The organism is Burkholderia guangdongensis (genome assembly GCF_013403875.1).
GTDB lineage: Bacteria > Pseudomonadota > Gammaproteobacteria > Burkholderiales > Burkholderiaceae > Burkholderia > Burkholderia guangdongensis.
Genome location: NZ_JACBNX010000004.1, coordinates 66,394 through 86,649, shown reverse-complemented (window position 1 = coordinate 86,649; position 20,256 = coordinate 66,394). Strand labels below are relative to the sequence as shown.

Genomic DNA, 20,256 nt, shown 5'->3' with positions numbered 1-20,256 from the left:
TAGCGGATGCATTGTAGCTGCCGTGCGCGACATCCACGGTCCCCCTATTTTGTTCTCGATGGACTTATGGCATTCAACGTAACTCTCAAGCAAAGCGGCCGGCAATTCCAGGTCGAGCCGGACGAAACCGTGCTGTCGGCCGCGCTGCGCCAGAATGTGCATCTGCCGTACGGCTGCAAGAACGGCGCGTGCGGCTCGTGCAAAGGCCAGATCGTGTCGGGTCAGGTCGAACAGGGCCCGCACTCGGCCTCCGCGCTGTCGAACGACGAGCGCACCCGCGGCCTCGCGCTGCTCTGCTGCTCGAAGGCGCAGTGCGATCTCGAGCTCGACGTGCGCGAAATCGCCGGTGTCGACGGCGTGCAGGTGAAGAAGCTGCCGTGCCGGATCGCCGCGCTCGAGCGGCGCGCCGACGACGTGATGGTCGTGAAGCTCCAACTCCCCGCGAACGAGCGCCTGCAGTATCTCGCGGGCCAGTACGTCGAATTCATCCTGAAGGACGGCGCGCGCCGCAGCTACTCGATGGCGACCGCGCCGCACCAGGAAGGCCCGGTCGAGCTGCACATCCGCCACATGCCGGGCGGCAAGTTCACCGACCACGTGTTCGGCGCGATGAAGGAGCGCGACATCCTACGCTTCGAAGGCCCGATGGGCACGTTCTTCCTGCGCGAGGACTCCGACAAGCCGATCGTGCTGCTCGCGTCCGGCACCGGCTTCGCGCCGATCAAGGCGATCATCGAGCACGCGCGGCACGTCGGCCTCGCGCGCCCGATGACGCTCTACTGGGGCGCGCGCCGCAAGAAGGACATCTATCTCGGCGAGCTCGCCGAGCAGTGGGCGAGCGAGATGCCGAACTTCACGTACGTGCCGGTGCTGTCCGAGCCGGACGACGACGACCAGTGGACCGGCCGCACCGGCTTCGTCCACCGCGCGGTGATCGAGGATCTGCCCGACCTGTCCGGCCATCAGGTGTACGCGTGCGGTGCGCCGGTGATGGTCGAGTCCGCGCAGCGCGACTTCACGCAGCATCACGGCCTGCCCGCGGACGAGTTCTACGCGGACTCGTTCACGAGCGCCGCCGATCTCGCGCATCCGGTCTGACGGGCGCCACGGCCCGCGTCCGCCGGACCGCCGCTTCATTGACCAGGAGATGCATCGCCCCCGATGCATCGCGGCGGTGAATCGCGGCGGTTTACAGCGGAACGCGGGATGCCTTATGCTTGCGCACATGAACCGCACCCTGTCCGCCCTTCGACGTCGCCGCTCGCCGCTCCGCCCGGATGCCGCCGGCTCGTCACGGACTCGCGCGTAACGCCTACGACGCTACGCACAAGCGGTTCGAACCACCCAGCCACGGCATGCCCCGTGGCTTTTTTATTGCCCTTTTTCCCTTGAACACCCGCTGGAGCCTGCCGCCATGCCGCTGAACGACTATCCGATCGACTCGCTGATGTACATCACGAACCGCCCCGACCTCGTGTTCACGCACGGCAAGGGCTCGTGGCTCTACGATCACGCCGGCAAGCGCTATCTCGACTTCATCCAGGGCTGGGCGGTCAACAGCCTCGGGCACTGCAACGACGGCGTCGTCGACGCGCTGAAGACGCAGGCGGAGAAGCTGCTGAACCCGTCGCCCGCGTTCTACAACGAGCCGATGGCGAAGCTCGCCGGCCTGCTGACCGAGCACAGCGTTTTCGACAAGGTGTTCTTCACCAACAGCGGCGCCGAGGCCAACGAAGGCGCGATCAAGCTCGCGCGCAAGTGGGGCCGCAAGTTCAGGAAAGGCGCGTACGAGATCATCACGTTCGATCACAGCTTCCACGGCCGCACGATCGCGACGATGTCCGCGAGCGGCAAGCCCGGCTGGGACACGATCTACGCGCCGCAGGTGCCCGGCTTCCCGAAGGCCGAGCTGAACGACATCAACTCGGTCGAGCGGCTGATCAGCGACAAGACTGTCGCGGTGATGCTCGAGCCGATCCAGGGCGAAGGCGGCGTGATCCCGGCGACGCGCGAATTCATGCAGGCGCTGCGCGCGCTGACGAAGCAGCACGATCTGCTGCTGATCGTCGACGAAGTGCAGAGCGGCTGCGGCCGCGCGGGCACGCTGTTCGCGTACGAGCTCGCCGGCATCGAGCCGGACATCATGACGCTCGGCAAGGGAATCGGCAGCGGCGTGCCGCTCGCGGCGCTGCTGTCGAAGGCCGACGTCGCGGTGTTCGAGGCCGGCGACCAGGGCGGCACGTACAACGGCAACCCGCTGATGACGGCGGCCGGCCACGCGGTGATCTCGCAGCTCGTCGCGCCGGGCTTCCTCGAAGGCGTGCGCGCGCGCGGCGAATACCTGAAGCGCCGGCTGCTCGAGCTGTCGGAGGAGCGCGGCTTCGAGGGCGAGCGCGGCGAGGGGCTGCTGCGCGCGCTGCTGCTCGGCAAGGACATCGGCGCGCAGATCGTCGAGAAGGCGCGCGACATGCAGCCGGACGGCCTGCTGCTGAACGCCGCGCGCCCGAACCTGCTGCGCTTCATGCCGGCGCTGAACGTGACGAACGACGAGATCGACCAGATGATGGCGATGCTGCGCGCCGTGCTCGACACGCTGTAAGGAGACCCGCGCGATGAAGCCCGCCGCCGAAGCGATCGAGATCCGCCCGTTCGATCGAGCCGACACCGAAGCCGTGATCGCGCTGTGGCGCGTCGCGTTTCCCGAGTACGACGAGCCGACCGCGCCGCACCGCGACGCGCGGCGCGCGATCGAGCAGAAGCTCGCGACGCAGCCGGCGCTGTTCTTCGTCGCGACGGTCGACGCGCGCGTCGTCGGCACGCTGATGGCGGGCTACGACGGGCATCGCGGCTGGCTCTACTCGTTCGGCGTCGACGCCGGCGCGCGGCGGCTCGGCATCGGCCGCGCGCTGATCGCGCATGCGGAACGCGCGCTCGCCGCGCGCGGCTGCCTGAAGGTCAACCTGCAGGTGCTGCCGGGCAACGACAGCGCGTGCCGCTTCTACGAAGCGCTCGGCTATCGCGTCGAGGCGCTGATCTCGTTCGGCAAGCGGCTCTATACGGCCTGAAGGGCGCCGTCGCGCTGCGCGGGCGCGGCGCGACGGCGCCGCCCGTCATTCGCCCAGATACGCGGCGCGCACCTTCGGATCGTCGAGCATCTGCTTCGCGTCGCCTTCCATCGTGACCATGCCCGAATCCATCACGTAGCCGCGGTCCGCCGCCTGCAGCGCAAGCCGCGCGTTCTGCTCGACGAGCAGCACCGTGATGCCCTCCTGCGAGATCGTCCGCACCACTTCGAAGATCTTCTCGACCATGATCGGCGACAGGCCCATCGACGGCTCGTCGAGCAGCAGCAGCTTCGGCTTCGACAGGATCGCGCGCGCCATCGCGAGCATCTGCTGCTCGCCGCCCGACAGCGTGCCCGCGAGCTGCGTCGCACGCTCCTTCAGGCGCGGGAAGAAACCGAACATCCGGTCGACGTCCTTCTTGATCCCTTCCTTGTCGTTGCGCAGATACGCGCCCATCTGCATGTTCTCGACGATCGACATCCGCGCGAAGATCCCGCGGCCCTCCGGCACCATCGCGAGCCCGCGCCTCAACAGCTCGTGCGCCGGCACGCCCTTGATCGACTTGCCGTCGTACTCGATGTCGCCGGCCGAGTACGGCTTCAGGCCCGTGATCGCCTTCATCGTCGTCGTCTTGCCCGCGCCGTTCGCGCCGATCAGCGTCACGAGCTCGCCCTGCTGGACTTCCATGTCAACGCCCTTGACGGCCTGAATCCCGCCGTAGTTGACCTGCAAGCCCTTGATTTTCAACATTGCCGCTGCCATGTCAGTGCACCCCCGCGCCGAGATATGCCTCAATCACCTTCGGATTCTTCTGCACGTCCTGCGGCAGACCTTCGGCGATCACCTTGCCGTAATCGAGCACCGTCATCCGGTTGCACAAGTGCATCACGAGCTTCACGTCGTGCTCGATCAGCAGAATCGTCTTGCCGTCCGAACGGATCTTGTCGAGCAGACGCGTCAGCTCGACCTTCTCGGTCGCGTTCATTCCCGCCGCCGGCTCGTCGAGCGCGAGCAGCTTCGGATCGGTCGCGAGCGCGCGCGCGATTTCCAGACGGCGCTGGTGGCCGTACGACAGGTTGCGCGCGGTGTAGTCCGCGTACTGCAGCACGCCGACGTACTCGAGCAGCTCGATCGCGCGTTCCTTGATCTCGCGCTCCTCCTTGCGTTCCGCCGGCGTCTGGAACACCGCGCCGATGAGGCCATGCTTCGTGCGCACGTGACGGCCGACCATCACGTTCTCGAGCGCGGTCATCCCGCCGAACAGGCGGATGTTCTGGAACGTCCGCGCGATCCCGGCCTTCGCGACCTGGTGCACCGCGGTCGGCTTGTAATCGAGGCCGTCGAGCTTGAACTCGCCGGAATCCGGCGTGTACAGGCCCGTGATCACGTTGAAGAACGTCGTCTTGCCGGCGCCGTTCGGGCCGATCAGCCCGTAGATCTGCCCTTCCCTGATTTCCAGGCCGACGTCGGACAGCGCCTGCAGGCCGCCGAAGCGCTTGTTCACGCCCTTCACGGACAGGCGGATTTGTTTGTCGCTCATCTCTTTTCTCCTACCCGTCCGTTATGCGCGCGCCGACTTGGCGCTGCGCTTCGCCAGTTTCGCGATTCGGTCCTCATGCTTCGCCGCAGGCCACAGGCCTTCCGAGCGATACAGCATGATGACGACCATCGCGAGGCCGTACAGCGCCTGACGGATCACTTCCGTATCGATGATCTGATGGCCGAACAGCGCATGCTGCAGCGGGCCCATCGTCGAACGCAGGAATTCCGGGAACACCGACAGCAGCACCGCGCCGAGGATCACGCCCGGAATGTGGCCCATCCCGCCCAGCACGACGCACGCGAGCACGACGACCGATTCCCAGAACGTGAACGATTCCGGCGACACGAAGCCCTGGAACGAGCCGAACATCGCACCCGACAGGCCGCCGAACGACGCGCCCATCGCGAACGCGAGCAGCTTCACGTTGCGGGTGTTGATGCCCATCGCCTTCGCGGCGATCTCGTCCTCGCGAATCGCGGCCCATGCGCGGCCGATCCGCGAATGCTGCAGGCGCGTACAGGTCCAGATCACGAACAGCGCGCAGAGCACGAACACGTAGTAGTACAGGTACACCGACGTGATCGTGAAACCGAACAGCGTATGCGCATGCGCCAGATTGAAGCCGAACACCCTCAGCGGCGCGACGCCGGTGATCCCCTGCGGCCCGTTCGTGATGTTGACCGGCCGGTCGAGGTTGTTCATGAAGATCCGCACGATCTCCCCGAAGCCGAGCGTGACGATCGCCAGATAGTCGCCGCGCAGCCGCAGCGTCGGCGCGCCGAGCAGCACGCCGAAGAACGCCGCGAGCCCCATCGCGAACGGCACGACGATCCAGTACGGCGTATTCAGGCCGTTCGGGAACATCGCGGCGATCCACGCGAACTGGGTGGTCAGGTGCGGCGACGTGAGCAGCGCCGCGGTGTACGCGCCGACCGCGTAGAACGCGATGTAGCCCAAATCCAGCAGGCCGGCGAAGCCGACCACGACGTTCAGGCCCAGCGCGAGCATCACGTACAGCATCGCGAAGTCGAGCACGCGAACCCAGTAGTTGCCGCCCGCGGCGCCGATGACGAACGGCGCCGCGACGACGAACAGCGTGACGAGCGCGCCGATGGTGATGGTCTTCGCGGTGTTGCGCTCTTCGACGAGCGACGTCGACGATTCGATCGGTTGAATGGATGTCATGTTGTTCTCCCGTTGCCGTTACGCGCGGTCCGCGACACGTTCGCCGAGCAGGCCCGACGGACGGAACACCAGCACGATGATCAGCACGACGAACGCGAACACGTCCTGGTAGTTGCTGCCGAACACGCCGCCCGTGAGACCGCCGATGTAGCCGGCGCCCAGCTGCTCGATCAGGCCGAGCACGACGCCACCGACCATCGCGCCGCCGAGGTTGCCGATCCCGCCCAGCACTGCGGCGGTGAACGCCTTCATGCCGGGGATGAAGCCCATGTAGAAGTGCACGTTGCCGTATTCGGACGCGATCATCACGCCGGCCAGCGCGGCGAGCGCGGAGCCGATCATGAACGTCGCCGAGATCACGAAGTTCGGGTTCACGCCCATCAGGCTCGCGTTGTTCGGGTTCTCCGCGATCGCGCGCATCGCGCGGCCGAGCTTGGTCTTGTGGACGAGGAGCAACAGGCCCGCCATCACGAGGAACGCGACCGCGATGATCACGATTTCGGTCATCGAGATCACCGCGCCCGGCGTGGTGTCGGTCGCCTTGATCACGTTGAGCGGATCGGTCGAGATCAGCTGCGGGAACGACATCGGGTTGCGGCCCCAGATGATCATCGCGGCGGTCTGCAGCAGGATCGACACGCCGATCGCGGTGATCAGCGGCGCGAGGCGCGGTGCGCGGCGCAGCGGCCGGTACGCGATCTTCTCGATCGCGTAGCCGACGACCGCGCAGACGACCGCGGCGATGCCGAGCGCGATCACGAGTGTCGCGACGCTACCGAGCGCGGGAAAGTGGTTCTGCAGCACGGTGATCGCGGAGAGCGCGACCATTGCGCCGATCATCAGCACGTCGCCGTGCGCGAAGTTGATGATGCCGAGAATGCCGTACACCATCGTGTAGCCCAACGCGATGATGGCGTACACACTACCGAGCACCAATCCGTTGAGAACCTGCTGGATGAAGATATCCATTTAACGCTCCTTGGCCGATACAGCCGGATGAACGTCATGCCACGCGGGTAAGCGGGGTATCGGATCACCTCGACCGCACTGCGGGTACTAGAAAAGACCGGTAAGGGTTGGATCGTCCGGCGGCATCGTTCAGCCTGTTCGGCCTCGCGCGCCGCCGAAGCGGATACAGAAACGGCACCGCACTGGTTCGGCACCGTCACGCGTCCCGTCACTACATCGTCACGACATCGAGGACGGTTGTCGAGGCCTCCTTGAAATCGTAGAGCGTGATCGCGCCGTTTTTCGACGCGGCGTCATCGGCATGCGTGAAAAAAAGTTGAGACAGGCAAATTGCATGCCCATCTCGTCGTCGCACTTGCCGCTGCAGTCGAACGGCAGTGCAACCCCCGTGGCGACGAATACGTCGTTAGCCAACTTTAGATGCATTTATTAGTTCTCCCACGCCTTCCAAACCCGGTTTCCCGGGCCAATCCAGCCTGAAAACGGGCGCATTGTAACTCCATTTATGAGGCGTCAATATTCCTGATTCGACAGGGTTTTCCTGCATTGCAACCTTTTTTGGCAAGCGCGAATGCAAAATGGGAGCAACCTGGTTGCACTTTGAATGAAGGCTCGGAGTTGCACGTTCAAAACGGCAAGACGAAAAAAAAGCGCGCCACGAGGCGCGCCTTTTGCGATGAGCGGGAAAAACCGCGGGCCGTCAGGCGGCGGCGGGCGGCGGATTCAGGCCGCGCGGCAGCGGGAACGACACGTTCTCCTCGATCCCGTCGAGCGCGCGGACGTTGCGCACGCCGAGTTCGCGCAGCCGCGCGATCACGGCCTGCGCGAGCACCTCGGGCGCCGACGCGCCGGCCGTCACGCCGATCCGGCGCTTGCCCGCGACCCACGCGGGATCGATCTGCTCGGGCGCATCGACCATGTACGCGGCGACGCCGCGCTTCTCGGCGACCTCGCGCAGACGGCTCGAGTTCGAGCTGTTCGGGCTGCCGACGACGATCACGACGTCGCACTGCGGCGCCATGAACTTCACCGCGTCCTGGCGGTTCTGCGTCGCGTAGCAGATGTCCTGCTTCTTCGGCTCGCGGATGTCCGGATACTTCGCCTTCAGCGCGGCGATGATTTCGGCGGCGTCATCGACGGACAGCGTCGTCTGCGTGACGAGCGCGATCCGCTCGGGATCGGGCAATTCGAGCTTCGCGACGTCGTCGACGCTCTCGACGAGATGCATCCCGCGCTCGACCTGCCCCATCGTGCCCTCGACCTCCGGATGGCCCTTGTGCCCGATCATCACGATGTCGACACCATCCTGGCGCATCTTCGCGACCTCGACGTGCACCTTCGTGACGAGCGGGCACGTTGCATCGTAAATGCGCAGACCGCGCACCGCCGCCTCGTCGCGCACCGCCTTCGACACGCCGTGCGCGCTGAAGATCACGGTGTTGCCGGTCGGCACCTCGGCGAGTTCCTCGACGAAAATCGCGCCCTTCTTGCGCAAATCCTCGACGACATACTTGTTGTGCACGATTTCATGGCGCACGTAGATCGGCGCGCCATACATCGCGATCGCGCGCTCGACGATCTCGATCGCGCGGTCGACGCCGGCGCAAAAGCCGCGCGGCTGGGCCAGCAGGATTTCCGCGTCGGCGGCGACGGTCTGCCCGGTCAGGGAATCGGTGGAACGCATGATTACAGGATCCCGATGATTTTCACTTCGAACGTGAGCGCCTGGCCCGCGAGCGGATGGTTGAAGTCGAACAGCGCGGAGGTCTCGCTGATTTCCTTCAGCACGCCCGCGTAGCGCCCGCCGTCGGGCGCGTTGAATTCGATCAAGTCGCCGGGCGCGAAATCGTCGCCGACCATGCCGTTCGCGCGCAGCGCCGCGAGCGTCACGCGCTGGATCATGTCCGGATTCCGGGGACCGAACGCCTGCTCGGGCGCTAGCCGAAAAGTCGAATGGTCTCCCACCCTGAGCCCGACGAGAATCTGTTCCAGCGACGGCGCGAGCTGTCCGGCGCCGAGCAGCAGCGTGGCGGGCTTGTCGGTGAAGGTGTTGACGATGTCGGCGCCGTCGGCGAGGGCCAGCCGGTAATGGAGCGTGACGTGCGAACCGGGCTTGACTTCGGAAAGATCGATGAGGCTCATGAATGGAATGACTCGTTCGGTCGCGCCCGCGACAGCCGTGATGCCCGGCGCAAAACCGTTATTGTAAGTCACCTCGGCGCACAGGGCGGAGAGTCCGGCGAGACCGCCGCCGCGCGCGCCGCTGCTGGAGATTCGACGATGCTGCTTTCCTCCCTCGCGCTGGTGTGCCGCGACGCCGACGACGACACCCGGCGCGCGCCCCCGAAAAAGCGCCGCAAGCCCGACCTGCCGCGCGAGCGGCTCCTCGACCGCGGGCCGGCGGCGCTGACGAACGCGGAGCTCGTCGCGGTGCTGCTCGGCACCGGCATACCGGGCCGCAACGTGTTCGATGTCGCGCGGGCGCTCGTCGGGCAGTACCGCTCGCTGCGCGAGTTGCTCGACGCGTCGCCCAACGACTTCCAGGGCCAGCGCGGGATCGGCCCGGCGCGCGCCGCATTGCTCGTCGCGGTGACCGAGCTCGCGCGGCGCGCGCTCGCGGAGAAGGCGTGCGAGCGGCCGTTCGTCGATTCGCCGGGCGCGGTCGAGGACTACCTGCGCCTCAAAATCGGCACGCAGCCGCAGGAGGTGTTCGTCACGCTGTTTCTCGACGCGCGCCACCGGGTGATGTCCACCGAGGAAAGCGCGCGCGGCTCGCTGACGCGGATGGCCGTGTATCCGCGCGAAATCGTGCACCGCGCGCTATCGACGCAGGCAGCCGCGCTGATCGTCGCGCATAATCACCCGTCCGGCGCGGTGCGCCCGAGCGCGGAGGACCGGCGCCTGACGCGCGTGCTGCGCGACGCGCTTGCGCTCGTCGACGTGCAGCTACTCGATCACGTGGTCGTCGGCGTGAGCGACACGTTCTCGTTCGCGCGGGCCGGCTGGCTGTAGCGCCGAGGGCCGCCCGGCGGGCCGCGCACGCGAGCGCGGCACGCGCGCGCATCGGCCCGCATCACGCGAGCGAAATTCGGTTTGATTTTTCTGAGTTTTTTCTGCTAGAATCGCCGTCTGACTTTTTTCCAACCAGTTCTAGCCATCGAAGGGCCTCGTCTGTCAGGGCTTGGGCGTTCCGAAGGCGTGCATGGATCACGTGCGCGCTCGAAGATGACCTTCACCGGCGATCGAACCCCGAATTTAGCGTATTAGGAGTGCTCTCATGGCACGCGTATGCCAAGTAACTGGGAAAGCGCCGATGAGCGGCAACAACGTTTCCCACGCGAACAACAAGACGAAGCGTCGCTTCCTTCCGAACCTGCAGAACCGCCGGTTCTGGGTGGAAAGCGAAAACCGTTGGGTGCGCCTGCGCGTTTCGAACGCCGGCCTGCGCCTGATCGACAAGAACGGCATCGATACCGTGCTCGCTGACCTGCGCGCACGTGGCGAAGCCTAAAGCCGAAGGAGCGTAATCATGGCAAAAGGCGCACGCGACAAGATCAAGCTCGAGTCCACCGCTGGCACGGGTCATTTCTACACGACCACGAAGAACAAGCGCAACATGCCGGAAAAGATGGCGATCATGAAGTTCGATCCCGTCGTCCGCAAGCATGTTGAGTACAAGGAAACCAAGATCAAGTAAGCCTGGTTCCTGTCGGCTCGACGACGACGAAAAGCCCCGCAATCGCGGGGCTTTTTGTTTTTGCACGCGCGCGCGACGCGGTATCCTCTCCCCTTTGCCCAGCCGCCCCGGACGAACGCGGGCGCCCCTGGCGCAACAACGGAGACGCAGTATGAAATTCGACGTGGCGATCGTCGGCAGCGGCCTGGCAGGGCTGTCGGTCGCGCTCAACCTGGCCGGCACACGACGCGTGGCGGTGATCGCGAAACGCTCGCTGATGGACGGCGCGAGCAATCACGCGCAGGGCGGCATCGCCGCCGTGCTCGATTCCGCCGACAGCATCGAGAATCACGTCAGCGACACACTGATCGCCGGCGGCGGCCTCTGCGACGAGGGCGCGACGCGCTACATCGTCGAGAACGGCCGCGCGGCGATCGAATGGCTGATCTCGCAACACGTGCCGTTCACGAAGGACGATGCGGCCGAACTCGGCTTCCATCTGACGCGCGAAGGCGGTCACAGCCACCGGCGCATCATCCACGCCGCCGACGCGACCGGCCATGCGGTGCTCGCGACGCTGTCCGAGCGCGTGCGGCGCCATCCGAACATCACGTTCCTCGAAGACCATCATGCGATCGACCTGATCACGTCCGAACGGCTCGGCGTGCCCGGCCAGCGCTGCCACGGGCTCTACGCGCTCGACGTGAAGCAAGGCCGGACCGTCACGATCGAGGCGCAGCACACGGTGCTCGCGACCGGCGGCGCGGGCAAGGTCTATCTGTACACGACGAACCCGGACACCGCGACCGGCGACGGAATCGCGATGGCGTGGCGCGCCGGTTGCCGCGTCTCGAACATGGAGTTCATCCAGTTCCATCCGACCTGCCTGTTCCATCCGTACGCGAAATCGTTCCTGATCTCCGAGGCGGTGCGCGGCGAAGGCGGCCTGCTGAAGCTGCCGGACGGCACCCGCTTCATGCCCGCGCACGACGAGCGCGCGGAGCTCGCGCCGCGCGACATCGTCGCGCGCGCGATCGACTTCGAGATCAAGAAGCGCGGGATCGACTGCGTGTACCTCGACATCAGCCATCAGCCCGAAGCGTTCCTGCGCGAGCATTTCCCGACGATTCACGCGCGCTGTCTCGAGTTCGGCATCGACATCGCGCGCGAGCCGATTCCGGTCGTGCCGGCCGCGCACTACACGTGCGGCGGCGTCGTCACCGATCTCGCGGGCCGCACCGATCTCGCGGGCCTGTACGCGGTCGGCGAAACCGCGTACACCGGGCTGCACGGCGCGAATCGCCTCGCGAGCAACTCGCTGCTCGAATGCGTGGTGATCGGCCGCGCGGCCGCGCAAGCGATCGAGACGGCTGGCTTCGACGCCGCGCCGCCCGGCCCGCTGCCCGCGTGGGACGAGAGCCGCGTATCGGATGCGGACGAGGAAGTCGTCGTCGCGCACAACTGGGACGAGTTGCGCCGCCTGATGTGGAACTACGTCGGCATCGTGCGCACCGACAAGCGCCTCGAGCGCGCGAAACACCGGCTGTCGCTGCTGCGCGACGAGATCCACGAGTATTACGCGAACTTCCGCGTGAGCCGCGATCTGCTCGAGCTGCGCAATCTCGTCGACGTCGCGTCGCTGATCGTGAAAAGCGCGCAGTCGCGGCGCGAGAGCCGCGGCCTGCACTTCAGCCGCGACTGGCCGCAGACGCTGCCGAAGGCGCTGCCGTCGGTGCTCGCGCCGCGCGTGCGGCGCTGATCAACCGACCGGAATCAACCGATAATACGCATCGAATAATCGGTCGCACGCACGTCCTTCGTCAGCGCGCCGATAGAGATGCGGTCGACGCCGGTCTCGGCGATTGCGCGCACCGTGTCGAAATTGACGCCGCCCGACACTTCGAGCACCGCCCGGCCGCCCGCGACCCGCACCGCGTCGCGCATCATGTCGAACGTGAAGTTGTCGAGCAGCACCGACTGCGCGCCGTGCGCGAGCGCGACGTCGAGCTGCGCGAGCGTCTCGACCTCGATCTGCACCGGCACGCCCGCGTTCAGCGCGAACGCGGCGTCGAGCGCCTCGCCGACGCCACCCGCCGCCGCGATGTGGTTCTCCTTGATCAGGATGCCGTCGTACAGCGCGAGCCGCTGGTTCGCGCCGCCGCCGACGCGCACCGCGTACTTCTGCGCGAGCCGCAGGCCCGGCAGCGTCTTGCGCGTGTCGAGAATCTTCGCGCGCGTGCCTTCGATCCGCTCGACGTAGCGGCGCGTCGCGGTCGCGACGCCCGATAGCAGTTGCAGGAAATTGAGGCCGTTGCGCTCGGCGGTCAGCAGCCCGCGCGCCGGGCCGTCGAGCTCGCAGACGGTCGAATCGGCGGTCATCCGGTCGCCTTCGCGATACTGCCAGCGCACCGCGATCGACGGATCGATCGTGCGCATCACCGCGTCGAACCACGGCACGCCGCAGAGCACTGCCTCGTCGCGCACGATGATGCGCGCGCGGCGCCGCTCGTCGGCCGGTACGAGCCGCCCGGTCCGGTCGCCGTCGCCGACGTCCTCGGCGATCGCATCGGCGACGTTGCGCGCGAGCGCCTGATCGAACGCGGCGCCGTACTGCGCGCGGATTTCGTCGTACAGCGGTGAAACCGCGCGGCCTTCCGCCGGGCCGCCCCAAGGAAGGCCGTCGCCCCCTCGGGGGGCAGCGAACGAATGTGAGCGTGGGGGTCGTTCGTTCATGCGGGCCCCACGTTCGCGAACAGTTGCGCGTCGCGCTGCAGGTCGCCACTCGCCTGCACGCGCTGTTTCTGACGCGCGGCGAAGTCGAGCATCCGGTCGATCGGCACGCGCGCACGCTCACCGATCGCCGCGTCGACGAAGATCTCGTTGTGGCCGCGCTCGAGCACGTCCGCGAGATTCGCGAGACCATTCATCGCCATCCACGGGCAATGCGCGCAGCTCTTGCAGGTCGCGCTGTTGCCGGCGGTCGGCGCTTCGATGAAGGTCTTGCCCGGCGCGGCGAGCCGCATCTTGTACAGAATGCCGAGGTCGGTCGCGACGATGAAGCGCGTCGCATCGAGCTTTTGCGCGGCGTCGATCAGCTGCTTGGTCGAGCCGACGACGTCGGCCAGCGCGACGACGCTCTCCGGCGCCTCCGGATGCACGAGCACCTTCGCGTCCGGGTATTCGGCGCGCAGCAGATCGAGCTCGATGCCCTTGAACTCGTCGTGCACGAGGCACGAGCCCTGCCACATCAGCATGTCGGCGCCGGTTTTCTTCTGAATATACTGGCCGAGGTGACGGTCCGGCGCCCAGAGAATCTTCTCGCCGCGCGCATGCAGATCGGCGACGATATCGAGACCGATCGCCGACGTGACCATCCAGTCCGCGCGCGCCTTCACGGCAGCGCTCGTGTTCGCGTAGACGACGACCGTGCGATCCGGATGCGCGTCGCAGAACGCGGTGAATTCATCGACCGGGCAGCCGAGATCGAGCGAGCACGTCGCGTCGAGATCCGGCATCAGGATCCGCTTGTTCGGGCTCAGGATCTTCGCGGTCTCGCCCATGAAGCGCACGCCGGCGACGACGAGCGTCTGCGCATCGTGATCGCGGCCAAAGCGGGCCATCTCGAGCGAATCGGCCACGCAGCCGCCGGTTTCGTCCGCGAGTTCCTGCAACTCGGCGTCCACGTAATAGTGTGCGACCAGCACCGCCTTCTCGCGCGCGAGCAGTGTCCTGATACGCGCCTTGAGCGCCGCGCGCTCGTTGGGGGACAGCGCGTCGGGCACTTTCGCCCAAGCCTGCCCGACGCCACAGGTCATGCCTGCCGCGACCGGCCGGTCGTACTCGACGGGTTTGATCGCCGATTGCATCATCATCTCCTCAGCCCTGCTGATCCGCCGCTCGAAATGGACGGCTCAAAAGAAAAAACCCCGCCAACGCGGGGTTTGTGACGTCCTCGAATTCTAATCGATTTCAGATTACGCGTAGCGGCGCAGACGCGACGCAAATTCCTGCAGCGCCTTGATGCCGCTTTGCTCGGCGCGATGGCACCAGTCCTGCAACTGGACGAGCAGCTGTTCGCGCGACGCGGTCGAGCGATCCCAGATCGCCGCGAGATCCTGGCGGAGCTGGAAGTACGTCTGCAGTTTCTGGCTGTTCGCGAAGATTTCCGGCAGCAGGCGCTTCTGCGGCTCGTCGAGGCCGTCTTCGTCCTTGTGGAACCACTTGCGCGCGCCGCGCATCAATTGATACTTCTCGCGCGCGGCGCCGAGCTCCTTCAGACGCGCGAGCTCCTGGCGATACGCACGCTTCACCGCCTTGCCGTAACGCGCCATCACTTCGTAGCGATTCGACAACACGGCCTGCAGCGTTTCCTGATCGAGCACGGCCTTGCCGGCCTTCAGGCGCGGCGTCGGCGCGATCTTCTTGACCTTCGCGAGCCCGAGCGCCGACATGATCCGGATGTACATCCAGCCGATGTCGAACTCGTACCACTTGTTCGACAGCTTCGCCGACGTCGCGAACGTGTGGTGGTTGTTGTGCAGTTCCTCGCCGCCGATCACGATGCCCCACGGAATCAGGTTCGTGCTCGCGTCGGCCGAGTTGAAGTTGCGATAGCCCCAGAAGTGGCCGAGGCCGTTGATCACGCCGGCCGCCCAGAACGGGATCCAGATCATCTGCACCGCCCAGACGGTCAGGCCGACGAGGCCGAACAGCGCGACGTCGATCACCATCATCAGGCTAATGCCGAGAATCGGGTACTTCGAGTAGACGTTGCGCTCGAGCCAGTCGTTCGGCGTGCCGTGGCTGAACTTGCGCAGCGTTTCCTCGTTCTTCGCCTCCGCGCGATAGAGCTCGGCGCCCTCGAGCAGCACCTTCCAGATGCCGCGCGTCTGCGGGCTGTGCGGATCTTCCTCGGTCTCGCACTTCGCGTGATGCTTGCGATGGATCGCGGCCCACTGGCCGGTCAGCATGCCGGTGGTCGCCCACAGCCATGCGCGGAAGAAGTGGCTCGCGATCGGATGAAGATCCAGCGCGCGGTGTGCCTGGCAGCGATGCAGATAGACGGTCACGCCGATGATCGTCACGTGCGTGACGGCAAGCGCGAACAGCACGATCTGCCACCACGAGAAGTGCAGCAGCCCGTGGGCAAGAAAATCGGACAGGGAATTCAACAAGTCGGTTACCTGCGGTGTGAAAGTGGCGCCGGCCACACGGCCGGGCGTCAGAAAAATGAAAGCGTGCAGAACGATAGACCAGAATTTTACTGCATTCGATCCAAGTCTTTGTAAAAAATGAATATTTCTTGACGGTTCGCAACGTCTGGCAGTCCATGTACGGACGTTCTCCGCCTGACAATCCGCTTTTGGCCGCGCTTTTGGCTACCTTACTCGTGTACGCGATCCGCGTCGCCGTCCGCCTGCGCGCGGCCCGCGAAGCCGTCCGGCAGCCCGACGACGCGCACCTCGCGCTGCGGGAACGGAATCGAGATCCCGTGCTCCGAAAAAAGGCGCCAGATGTTCCGGTTCACCGTCGAGCGCACGCCCGACGTGCCCTTCGCGGCGTCCTCGATCCAGAAGCCGAGCTCGAGATTGATGCCGTCCGCGCCGAAGCCCGCCAGATACGGCGTCGGCGCCGGCTCGCCCAGCACGCGCGGCACGCCTTTCGCCGCGTCGGCGAGCAACGCGAGCGCCGCCTCGACGTCGCTCGTGTACGCGACCTGCACCGCGAGCTTCGCGTAGCCGCGCGTCTGGTACGACGACTGGTTCTGCACGACGTCGGTGATCAGCTTCTCGTTCGGGATCAGCGTCTCGTTGCCGTCGAGGCCGCGCACGACCGTGTAGCGCGTGCGGATCTGCGTGACGATGCCGTTCAGCCCGCCGACGCTGATCGCGTCGCCGAGCCGCAGCGACCGGTCGAGCAGGATGATGAAGCCGGACACGTAGTTGCTCGCGATCTTCTGCAGCCCGAAGCCGAGCCCGACGCCGAGCGCGCCGCCGAACACGCCGAGCACCGTCACGTCGATGCCGACGAGCGACAGCCCGATCAGCACCGCCGCGACGACGAGCAGCGCGCGGCCGATCCGCGACAGCACGACCTTCAGGTTCGCGTCGAGCGTGCTCGCGCGCGCGAGGCGATCCTCGAGCATCGAGCCGAGCCACATCGCGACGATCAGCGTCACGCAGATCCACAGCGCGCCCGACAGCACCGACAGCAGCGTCAGGTGCGCGTTCGCGACGCGGAACTGCACGCTGTCGAGCCACTGCAGCACGTCGCGCTGGATGCCGAGCACCGTGAACGCCATCCCGGCCCAGATCACGACCGACACGATCTTCTCGACGATCGACAGCCACGCGTACGTGCTGCCGTCGCGCGCGAACACGCGGCGCGCGACGAAGAACAGGATGTAGATGAGGCCGATGCCGACGAGCGGCACGAGCGCGAGCGACAGCACCGCCGTCGGCATCACGCCGTCGAGCGCGGCCTGCGCGATCGACACGAACACGCCGCCGATCAGCGGGAAGATCGCGCGGTTCAGGCTCCGCGCGCCGGCACCCGGCCGGCGCCCGGCCGCGCGGCGCCGCGCGTCGAGGCGGCCGCGCAAAAAGCGCGCAACGACCCACGCGAGGCCGAGCGCGCCGGCGAGCACGCCGAGCTGCCAGACCGTCGCGGGCTCGTTGAAATCCTGGATCACCGCCGCGACACGGCGCGCGAACAGCCGACCGTCTATCATCGGACGAAATCGTCGCCGTCAGCGCGCGCGCCGCTCGAGCACCGCCGCGAAGAAGCCGTCGGTCGCATGGCGGTGCGGCCACAGCGACAGGTAATCGCCGGTTTCGAGCGTGATCCGCTGGTCGGCGAGCACCTGCTGCGCGGGCACGAGCACGAATTCCGGGTGATCGGCGACGAACTGCGCGACGATCTGCTCGTTCTCGGCGTCGAGCACGCTGCAGGTCGCGTAGACGAGCCGGCCGCCCGGCTTCACGAGGCGTGCGGCGCTCGCGAGGATCGACGCCTGCTTCGGCCGCAGCTCGTCGATCGACGCGGGCGACTGGCGCCACTTCAGGTCCGGATTGCGGCGCAGCGTGCCGAGGCCGCTGCACGGCGCGTCGACGAGCACGCGGTCGATCTTGCCCGCGAGCCGCTTGATCTTCGCGTCGTGCTCGCTGTCGATCAGCACCGGGTTCACGTTCGACAGCCCGCTTCTCGCGAGCCGCGGCTTCAGCTTCGCGAGCCGCTTCTCGGACACGTCGAACGCGTACAGGCGCCCGGTCGAGCGCATCGCCGCGCCGAGCGCGAGCGTCTTGCCGCCGGCGCCCGCGCAGAAATCGACGACCATCTCGCCGCGCTTCGGCGCGACCAGCGAACAGAGCAGCTGGCTGCCCTCGTCCTGCACCTCGATCATTCCGTCCGTGAACAGCGCGAGCTTCGTCAGCGCGGGCTTGCCGACGACGCGCACGCCGTACGGCGCGAACGGCGTCGCGCCCGCCTCGATGCCGGACGCCTTCAGCGCGGCGAGCACCTGGTCGCGCGTCGCCTTCTGCGCGTTCGCGCGCAGGTCGAGCGGCGCCGGATAATTCAGCGCGGCGGCGAGCTGCGCGAGTTCGGCCGCGTCGAAGCGCGTCGCGAGCGCCTGGTGGATCCAGTCCGGCAGGTTCGTGCGCACGCGCAGCGGCAGGCTCGCCGGATCGATCTTCGACACGTGCTCGAGCCACGCGTGCTCGGCCTCCGACACGAACGGCCGCAGCGCGCCGCGGCCGTTCGTCTGCATCAGCCCGAGCAGCGCGAGCCGCCGCGCCGGGCTGCCGCTGCCGCTCTCGGCGAGATGCCCATACTCCATCTTGCGGCGCAGCACCGCGAACACCGCCTCGGCGATCACGCCGCGCTCCGCGTGCCCGAGCTTCGGGTGCGCGCGAAAGAAGCGGCTCGTCGTCGCGTCGGCCGGGCCCGCGAATTTCAGCACCTCGGCCAGCAGCGTCTCGGTCTGGCCGATCAGGAAACCGTGCAGTTTCATACGTTCTCGCTCGTTTTTACGTTCGTATCGTCCGCGAAGATCCAGCGGTTCTCGTCCGGCGCGACCACCGCGCGGCTCCCGTCGAGGCGCAGCTTGCCGTCGACGAACCAGCGCACCGCGCGCGGATACAGCACGTGCTCGACCGCGAGCACCCTTTTCGCGAGCGCGTCGGCGTCGTCGCCGGCGCGCACCGGCACCGCGCCCTGCGCGACGATCGCGCCGCTGTCGAGCTCGGGAATCACGAAATGCACGCTCGCGCCGTGCAGCGCGACGCCCGCGTCGAGCGCCTGCTGGTGCGTGTGCACGCCCTTGAAGCTCGGCAGCAGCGACGGGTGGACGTTCAGCATCCGGCCCTCGTAGCGCTGGACGAAGGCCGGCGTCAGGATGCGCATGAAGCCCGCGAGGATCACGAGATCGGCGCCGAAGCGGTCGATCTCGGCCGCGAGCGCGGTGTCGAAGCTGTCGCGGCCGTCGAACGCGCGGTGGTCGACGACCGCGGTCGGGATGCCGCGCGACGCGGCAAATGCGAGACCGGCCGCGTCGGGCCGGTTGGCGATCACGGCGGCGATGCGGGCGGGCCACGCTTCGTCCGCGCACGCGCGGACGATGGCCTCCATGTTGCTGCCGCGACCGGAGATCAGGATGACGAGATTTTTCATCCGCGGATTTTACCATTCGGCCATGCGGTTTCCGGCGCGCCGAGCCGCCCGTCCGCCCGAACGTTTATAATCTTCTGCTTTGCGGGATCCCCTGCCCGTTCCCCGACGCTGCCACTCACTATCGTGAAAGTCTTCCGCGGCCTGCCCAACGCCGAAAGCCGCGCGCCCTGCGCGCTGACGATCGGCAACTTCGACGGTGTCCATCGCGGCCACCAGGCCCTGCTCGCGCGCGTGCGCGCGGCAGCGGACGCGCGCGGGCTGCCGGTCTGCGTGATGACCTTCGAGCCCCATCCGCGCGAGTTCTTCAATCCGGCCGCTGCCCCCCCGCGGATCGCGATGCTGCGCGACAAGCTCGAAGCGTTGCGCGACCACGGCGTCGACCGCGTCGTCGTCGAGCACTTCAATCACTCGTTCGCGAGCCAGTCGCCCGAGACGTTCGTCGAGCATACGCTCGTCGGCGGGCTGCACACGCGCTGGATGATGGTCGGCGACGATTTCCGCTACGGCGCGAAGCGCGCGGGCACGTTCGAGTCGCTGCGCGCGGCGGGCGAGCGGCACGGCTTCGACGTCGAGCAGATGGGCACGATCGTCGATCCGGGCGGCCAGCGGATCTCGAGCTCCGGCGTGCGCGCCGCGCTCGCGGCCGGCGATCTCGCCACGGCCGCGCAGGCGCTCGGCCACGGCTACGCGATCAGCGGCCACGTGACGCACGGGCTGAAGCTCGGCCGCGACCTCGGCTTCCCGACGCTGAACCTGCCGATCGCGCACAAGCGGCCGGCCCTCGCCGGGATCCTCGTCGTCCAGGTGCACGGGCTCGGCGACACGCCGCTGCCCGGCGTCGCGAGCCTCGGGCTGCGCCCGACCGTCGTCGATTCGGGCCGCGTGCTGCTCGAAGTCCACCTGCTCGACTGGCACGGCGACGCGTACGGCAAGCTCGTGCGCGTCGAATTCCTGAAGAAGCTGCGCGACGAGGCGAAGTTCGACGATCTCGAGGCGCTGTCGCGCGCGATCGCGCAGGACGTCGCGAACGCACGCGCGTATTTCGCGGAACACGCGCCGGGCAGTTGCGCGACCGGCTTCTCGACGTCGGCAACCGACCGAATTAGCTGATTCTCCGCCGGACGACGGCGCACGGCGCCGCCGACGCC

20 protein-coding genes are annotated in these 20,256 nt (G+C 67.0%); 8 read left to right on the top strand and 12 right to left on the bottom strand.

Features of this window, described 5'->3' with window-relative positions:
• The first annotated feature begins 66 nt into the window (after window positions 1-66).
• The 3 genes from HZI36_RS05260 to HZI36_RS05250 all read left to right on the top strand — a co-directional run bounded on the left by HZI36_RS05260 (window position 67) and on the right by HZI36_RS05250 (window position 3,065).
• Window positions 67-1,098: a CDP-6-deoxy-delta-3,4-glucoseen reductase gene (locus HZI36_RS05260; RefSeq protein ID WP_179401576.1), complete on the top strand. Its 1,032-nt coding sequence runs from the start codon at window positions 67-69 to the stop codon at window positions 1,096-1,098.
• A gap of 316 nt (window positions 1,099-1,414) precedes the next feature.
• Window positions 1,415-2,599 (top strand): acetylornithine transaminase, encoded by a 1,185-nt coding sequence (locus HZI36_RS05255; protein ID WP_179401575.1) that lies wholly within the window; start codon window positions 1,415-1,417, stop codon window positions 2,597-2,599.
• A 13-nt stretch (window positions 2,600-2,612) separates the two neighbouring features.
• Complete coding sequence (locus HZI36_RS05250) at window positions 2,613-3,065, top strand: GNAT family acetyltransferase (RefSeq protein ID WP_179401574.1); 453 nt, start codon at window positions 2,613-2,615, stop codon at window positions 3,063-3,065.
• 45 nt (window positions 3,066-3,110) lie between these two features.
• Here the strand turns inward: HZI36_RS05250 and HZI36_RS05245 are convergent, their stop codons facing one another.
• The 6 genes from HZI36_RS05245 to HZI36_RS05220 form a co-directional block, all read right to left on the bottom strand.
• A complete protein-coding gene (locus HZI36_RS05245) occupies window positions 3,111-3,827 on the bottom strand; it encodes an ABC transporter ATP-binding protein (RefSeq protein WP_179401573.1) in 717 nt (238 codons plus the stop codon).
• Between the two features lies 1 nt (window position 3,828).
• Window positions 3,829-4,605: an ABC transporter ATP-binding protein gene (locus tag HZI36_RS05240; protein ID WP_179401572.1), complete on the bottom strand. Its 777-nt coding sequence runs from the start codon at window positions 4,603-4,605 to the stop codon at window positions 3,829-3,831.
• A gap of 21 nt (window positions 4,606-4,626) precedes the next feature.
• Window positions 4,627-5,793, bottom strand: coding sequence for an ABC transporter permease subunit (locus tag HZI36_RS05235; protein ID WP_179401571.1), 1,167 nt, complete (start codon window positions 5,791-5,793; stop codon window positions 4,627-4,629).
• An 18-nt stretch (window positions 5,794-5,811) separates the two neighbouring features.
• On the bottom strand, window positions 5,812-6,762 hold the full coding sequence (locus HZI36_RS05230; RefSeq protein ID WP_179401570.1) for a branched-chain amino acid ABC transporter permease: 951 nt from the start codon (window positions 6,760-6,762) through the stop codon (window positions 5,812-5,814).
• A gap of 700 nt (window positions 6,763-7,462) precedes the next feature.
• Window positions 7,463-8,446, bottom strand: coding sequence for a 4-hydroxy-3-methylbut-2-enyl diphosphate reductase (gene ispH, locus HZI36_RS05225; protein ID WP_179401569.1), 984 nt, complete (start codon window positions 8,444-8,446; stop codon window positions 7,463-7,465).
• A gap of 2 nt (window positions 8,447-8,448) precedes the next feature.
• Window positions 8,449-8,904, bottom strand: a complete 456-nt coding sequence (locus tag HZI36_RS05220; RefSeq protein WP_179401568.1) for an FKBP-type peptidyl-prolyl cis-trans isomerase — start codon at window positions 8,902-8,904, stop codon at window positions 8,449-8,451.
• A 138-nt stretch (window positions 8,905-9,042) separates the two neighbouring features.
• On the opposite strand from HZI36_RS05220, the gene radC reads away from it, so the two are divergent.
• The 4 genes from radC (at window position 9,043) to nadB (ending at window position 12,197) form a co-directional block, all read left to right on the top strand.
• Window positions 9,043-9,774 (top strand): RadC family protein, encoded by a 732-nt coding sequence (gene radC, locus HZI36_RS05215; RefSeq protein WP_179401567.1) that lies wholly within the window; start codon window positions 9,043-9,045, stop codon window positions 9,772-9,774.
• 265 nt (window positions 9,775-10,039) lie between these two features.
• Entirely contained in the window at window positions 10,040-10,273 is a 234-nt protein-coding gene (rpmB, locus tag HZI36_RS05210) for a 50S ribosomal protein L28 (protein WP_007586227.1), read from the top strand.
• 18 nt (window positions 10,274-10,291) lie between these two features.
• Entirely contained in the window at window positions 10,292-10,459 is a 168-nt protein-coding gene (gene rpmG, locus HZI36_RS05205; protein ID WP_121281636.1) for a 50S ribosomal protein L33, read from the top strand.
• 151 nt (window positions 10,460-10,610) lie between these two features.
• Window positions 10,611-12,197, top strand: coding sequence for an L-aspartate oxidase (gene nadB / locus HZI36_RS05200; RefSeq protein ID WP_179401566.1), 1,587 nt, complete (start codon window positions 10,611-10,613; stop codon window positions 12,195-12,197).
• Between the two features lie 14 nt (window positions 12,198-12,211).
• On the opposite strand, the gene nadC is transcribed toward nadB, so the two are convergent.
• The 6 genes from nadC to purN all read right to left on the bottom strand — a co-directional run bounded on the left by nadC (window position 12,212) and on the right by purN (window position 19,108).
• Entirely contained in the window at window positions 12,212-13,171 is a 960-nt protein-coding gene (nadC, locus tag HZI36_RS05195; RefSeq protein ID WP_246326970.1) for a carboxylating nicotinate-nucleotide diphosphorylase, read from the bottom strand.
• The gene (nadA, locus tag HZI36_RS05190) at window positions 13,168-14,304 is read right to left on the bottom strand and encodes a quinolinate synthase NadA (protein ID WP_179401565.1); all 1,137 of its coding nucleotides are present in this window, start codon (window positions 14,302-14,304) and stop codon (window positions 13,168-13,170) included. Before nadA ends, nadC begins: the two co-directional genes overlap by 4 nt.
• A 108-nt stretch (window positions 14,305-14,412) precedes the next feature.
• A complete protein-coding gene (locus tag HZI36_RS05185) occupies window positions 14,413-15,612 on the bottom strand; it encodes a DesA family fatty acid desaturase (protein ID WP_179401564.1) in 1,200 nt (399 codons plus the stop codon).
• Window positions 15,613-15,821: 209 nt separating this feature from the next.
• Window positions 15,822-17,168, bottom strand: coding sequence for a mechanosensitive ion channel family protein (locus HZI36_RS05180; RefSeq protein ID WP_179401563.1), 1,347 nt, complete (start codon window positions 17,166-17,168; stop codon window positions 15,822-15,824).
• Between the two features lie 18 nt (window positions 17,169-17,186).
• Window positions 17,187-18,449 (bottom strand): RsmB/NOP family class I SAM-dependent RNA methyltransferase, encoded by a 1,263-nt coding sequence (locus tag HZI36_RS05175; RefSeq protein WP_179401562.1) that lies wholly within the window; start codon window positions 18,447-18,449, stop codon window positions 17,187-17,189.
• The gene (gene purN / locus HZI36_RS05170) at window positions 18,446-19,108 is read right to left on the bottom strand and encodes a phosphoribosylglycinamide formyltransferase (RefSeq protein ID WP_179401561.1); all 663 of its coding nucleotides are present in this window, start codon (window positions 19,106-19,108) and stop codon (window positions 18,446-18,448) included. The genes HZI36_RS05175 and purN overlap by 4 nt, the downstream gene beginning before the upstream one ends.
• A 123-nt stretch (window positions 19,109-19,231) precedes the next feature.
• On the opposite strand from purN, the gene HZI36_RS05165 reads away from it, so the two are divergent.
• Window positions 19,232-20,218 (top strand): bifunctional riboflavin kinase/FAD synthetase, encoded by a 987-nt coding sequence (locus tag HZI36_RS05165; protein WP_179401560.1) that lies wholly within the window; start codon window positions 19,232-19,234, stop codon window positions 20,216-20,218.
• Window positions 20,219-20,256: the final 38 nt, after the last annotated feature.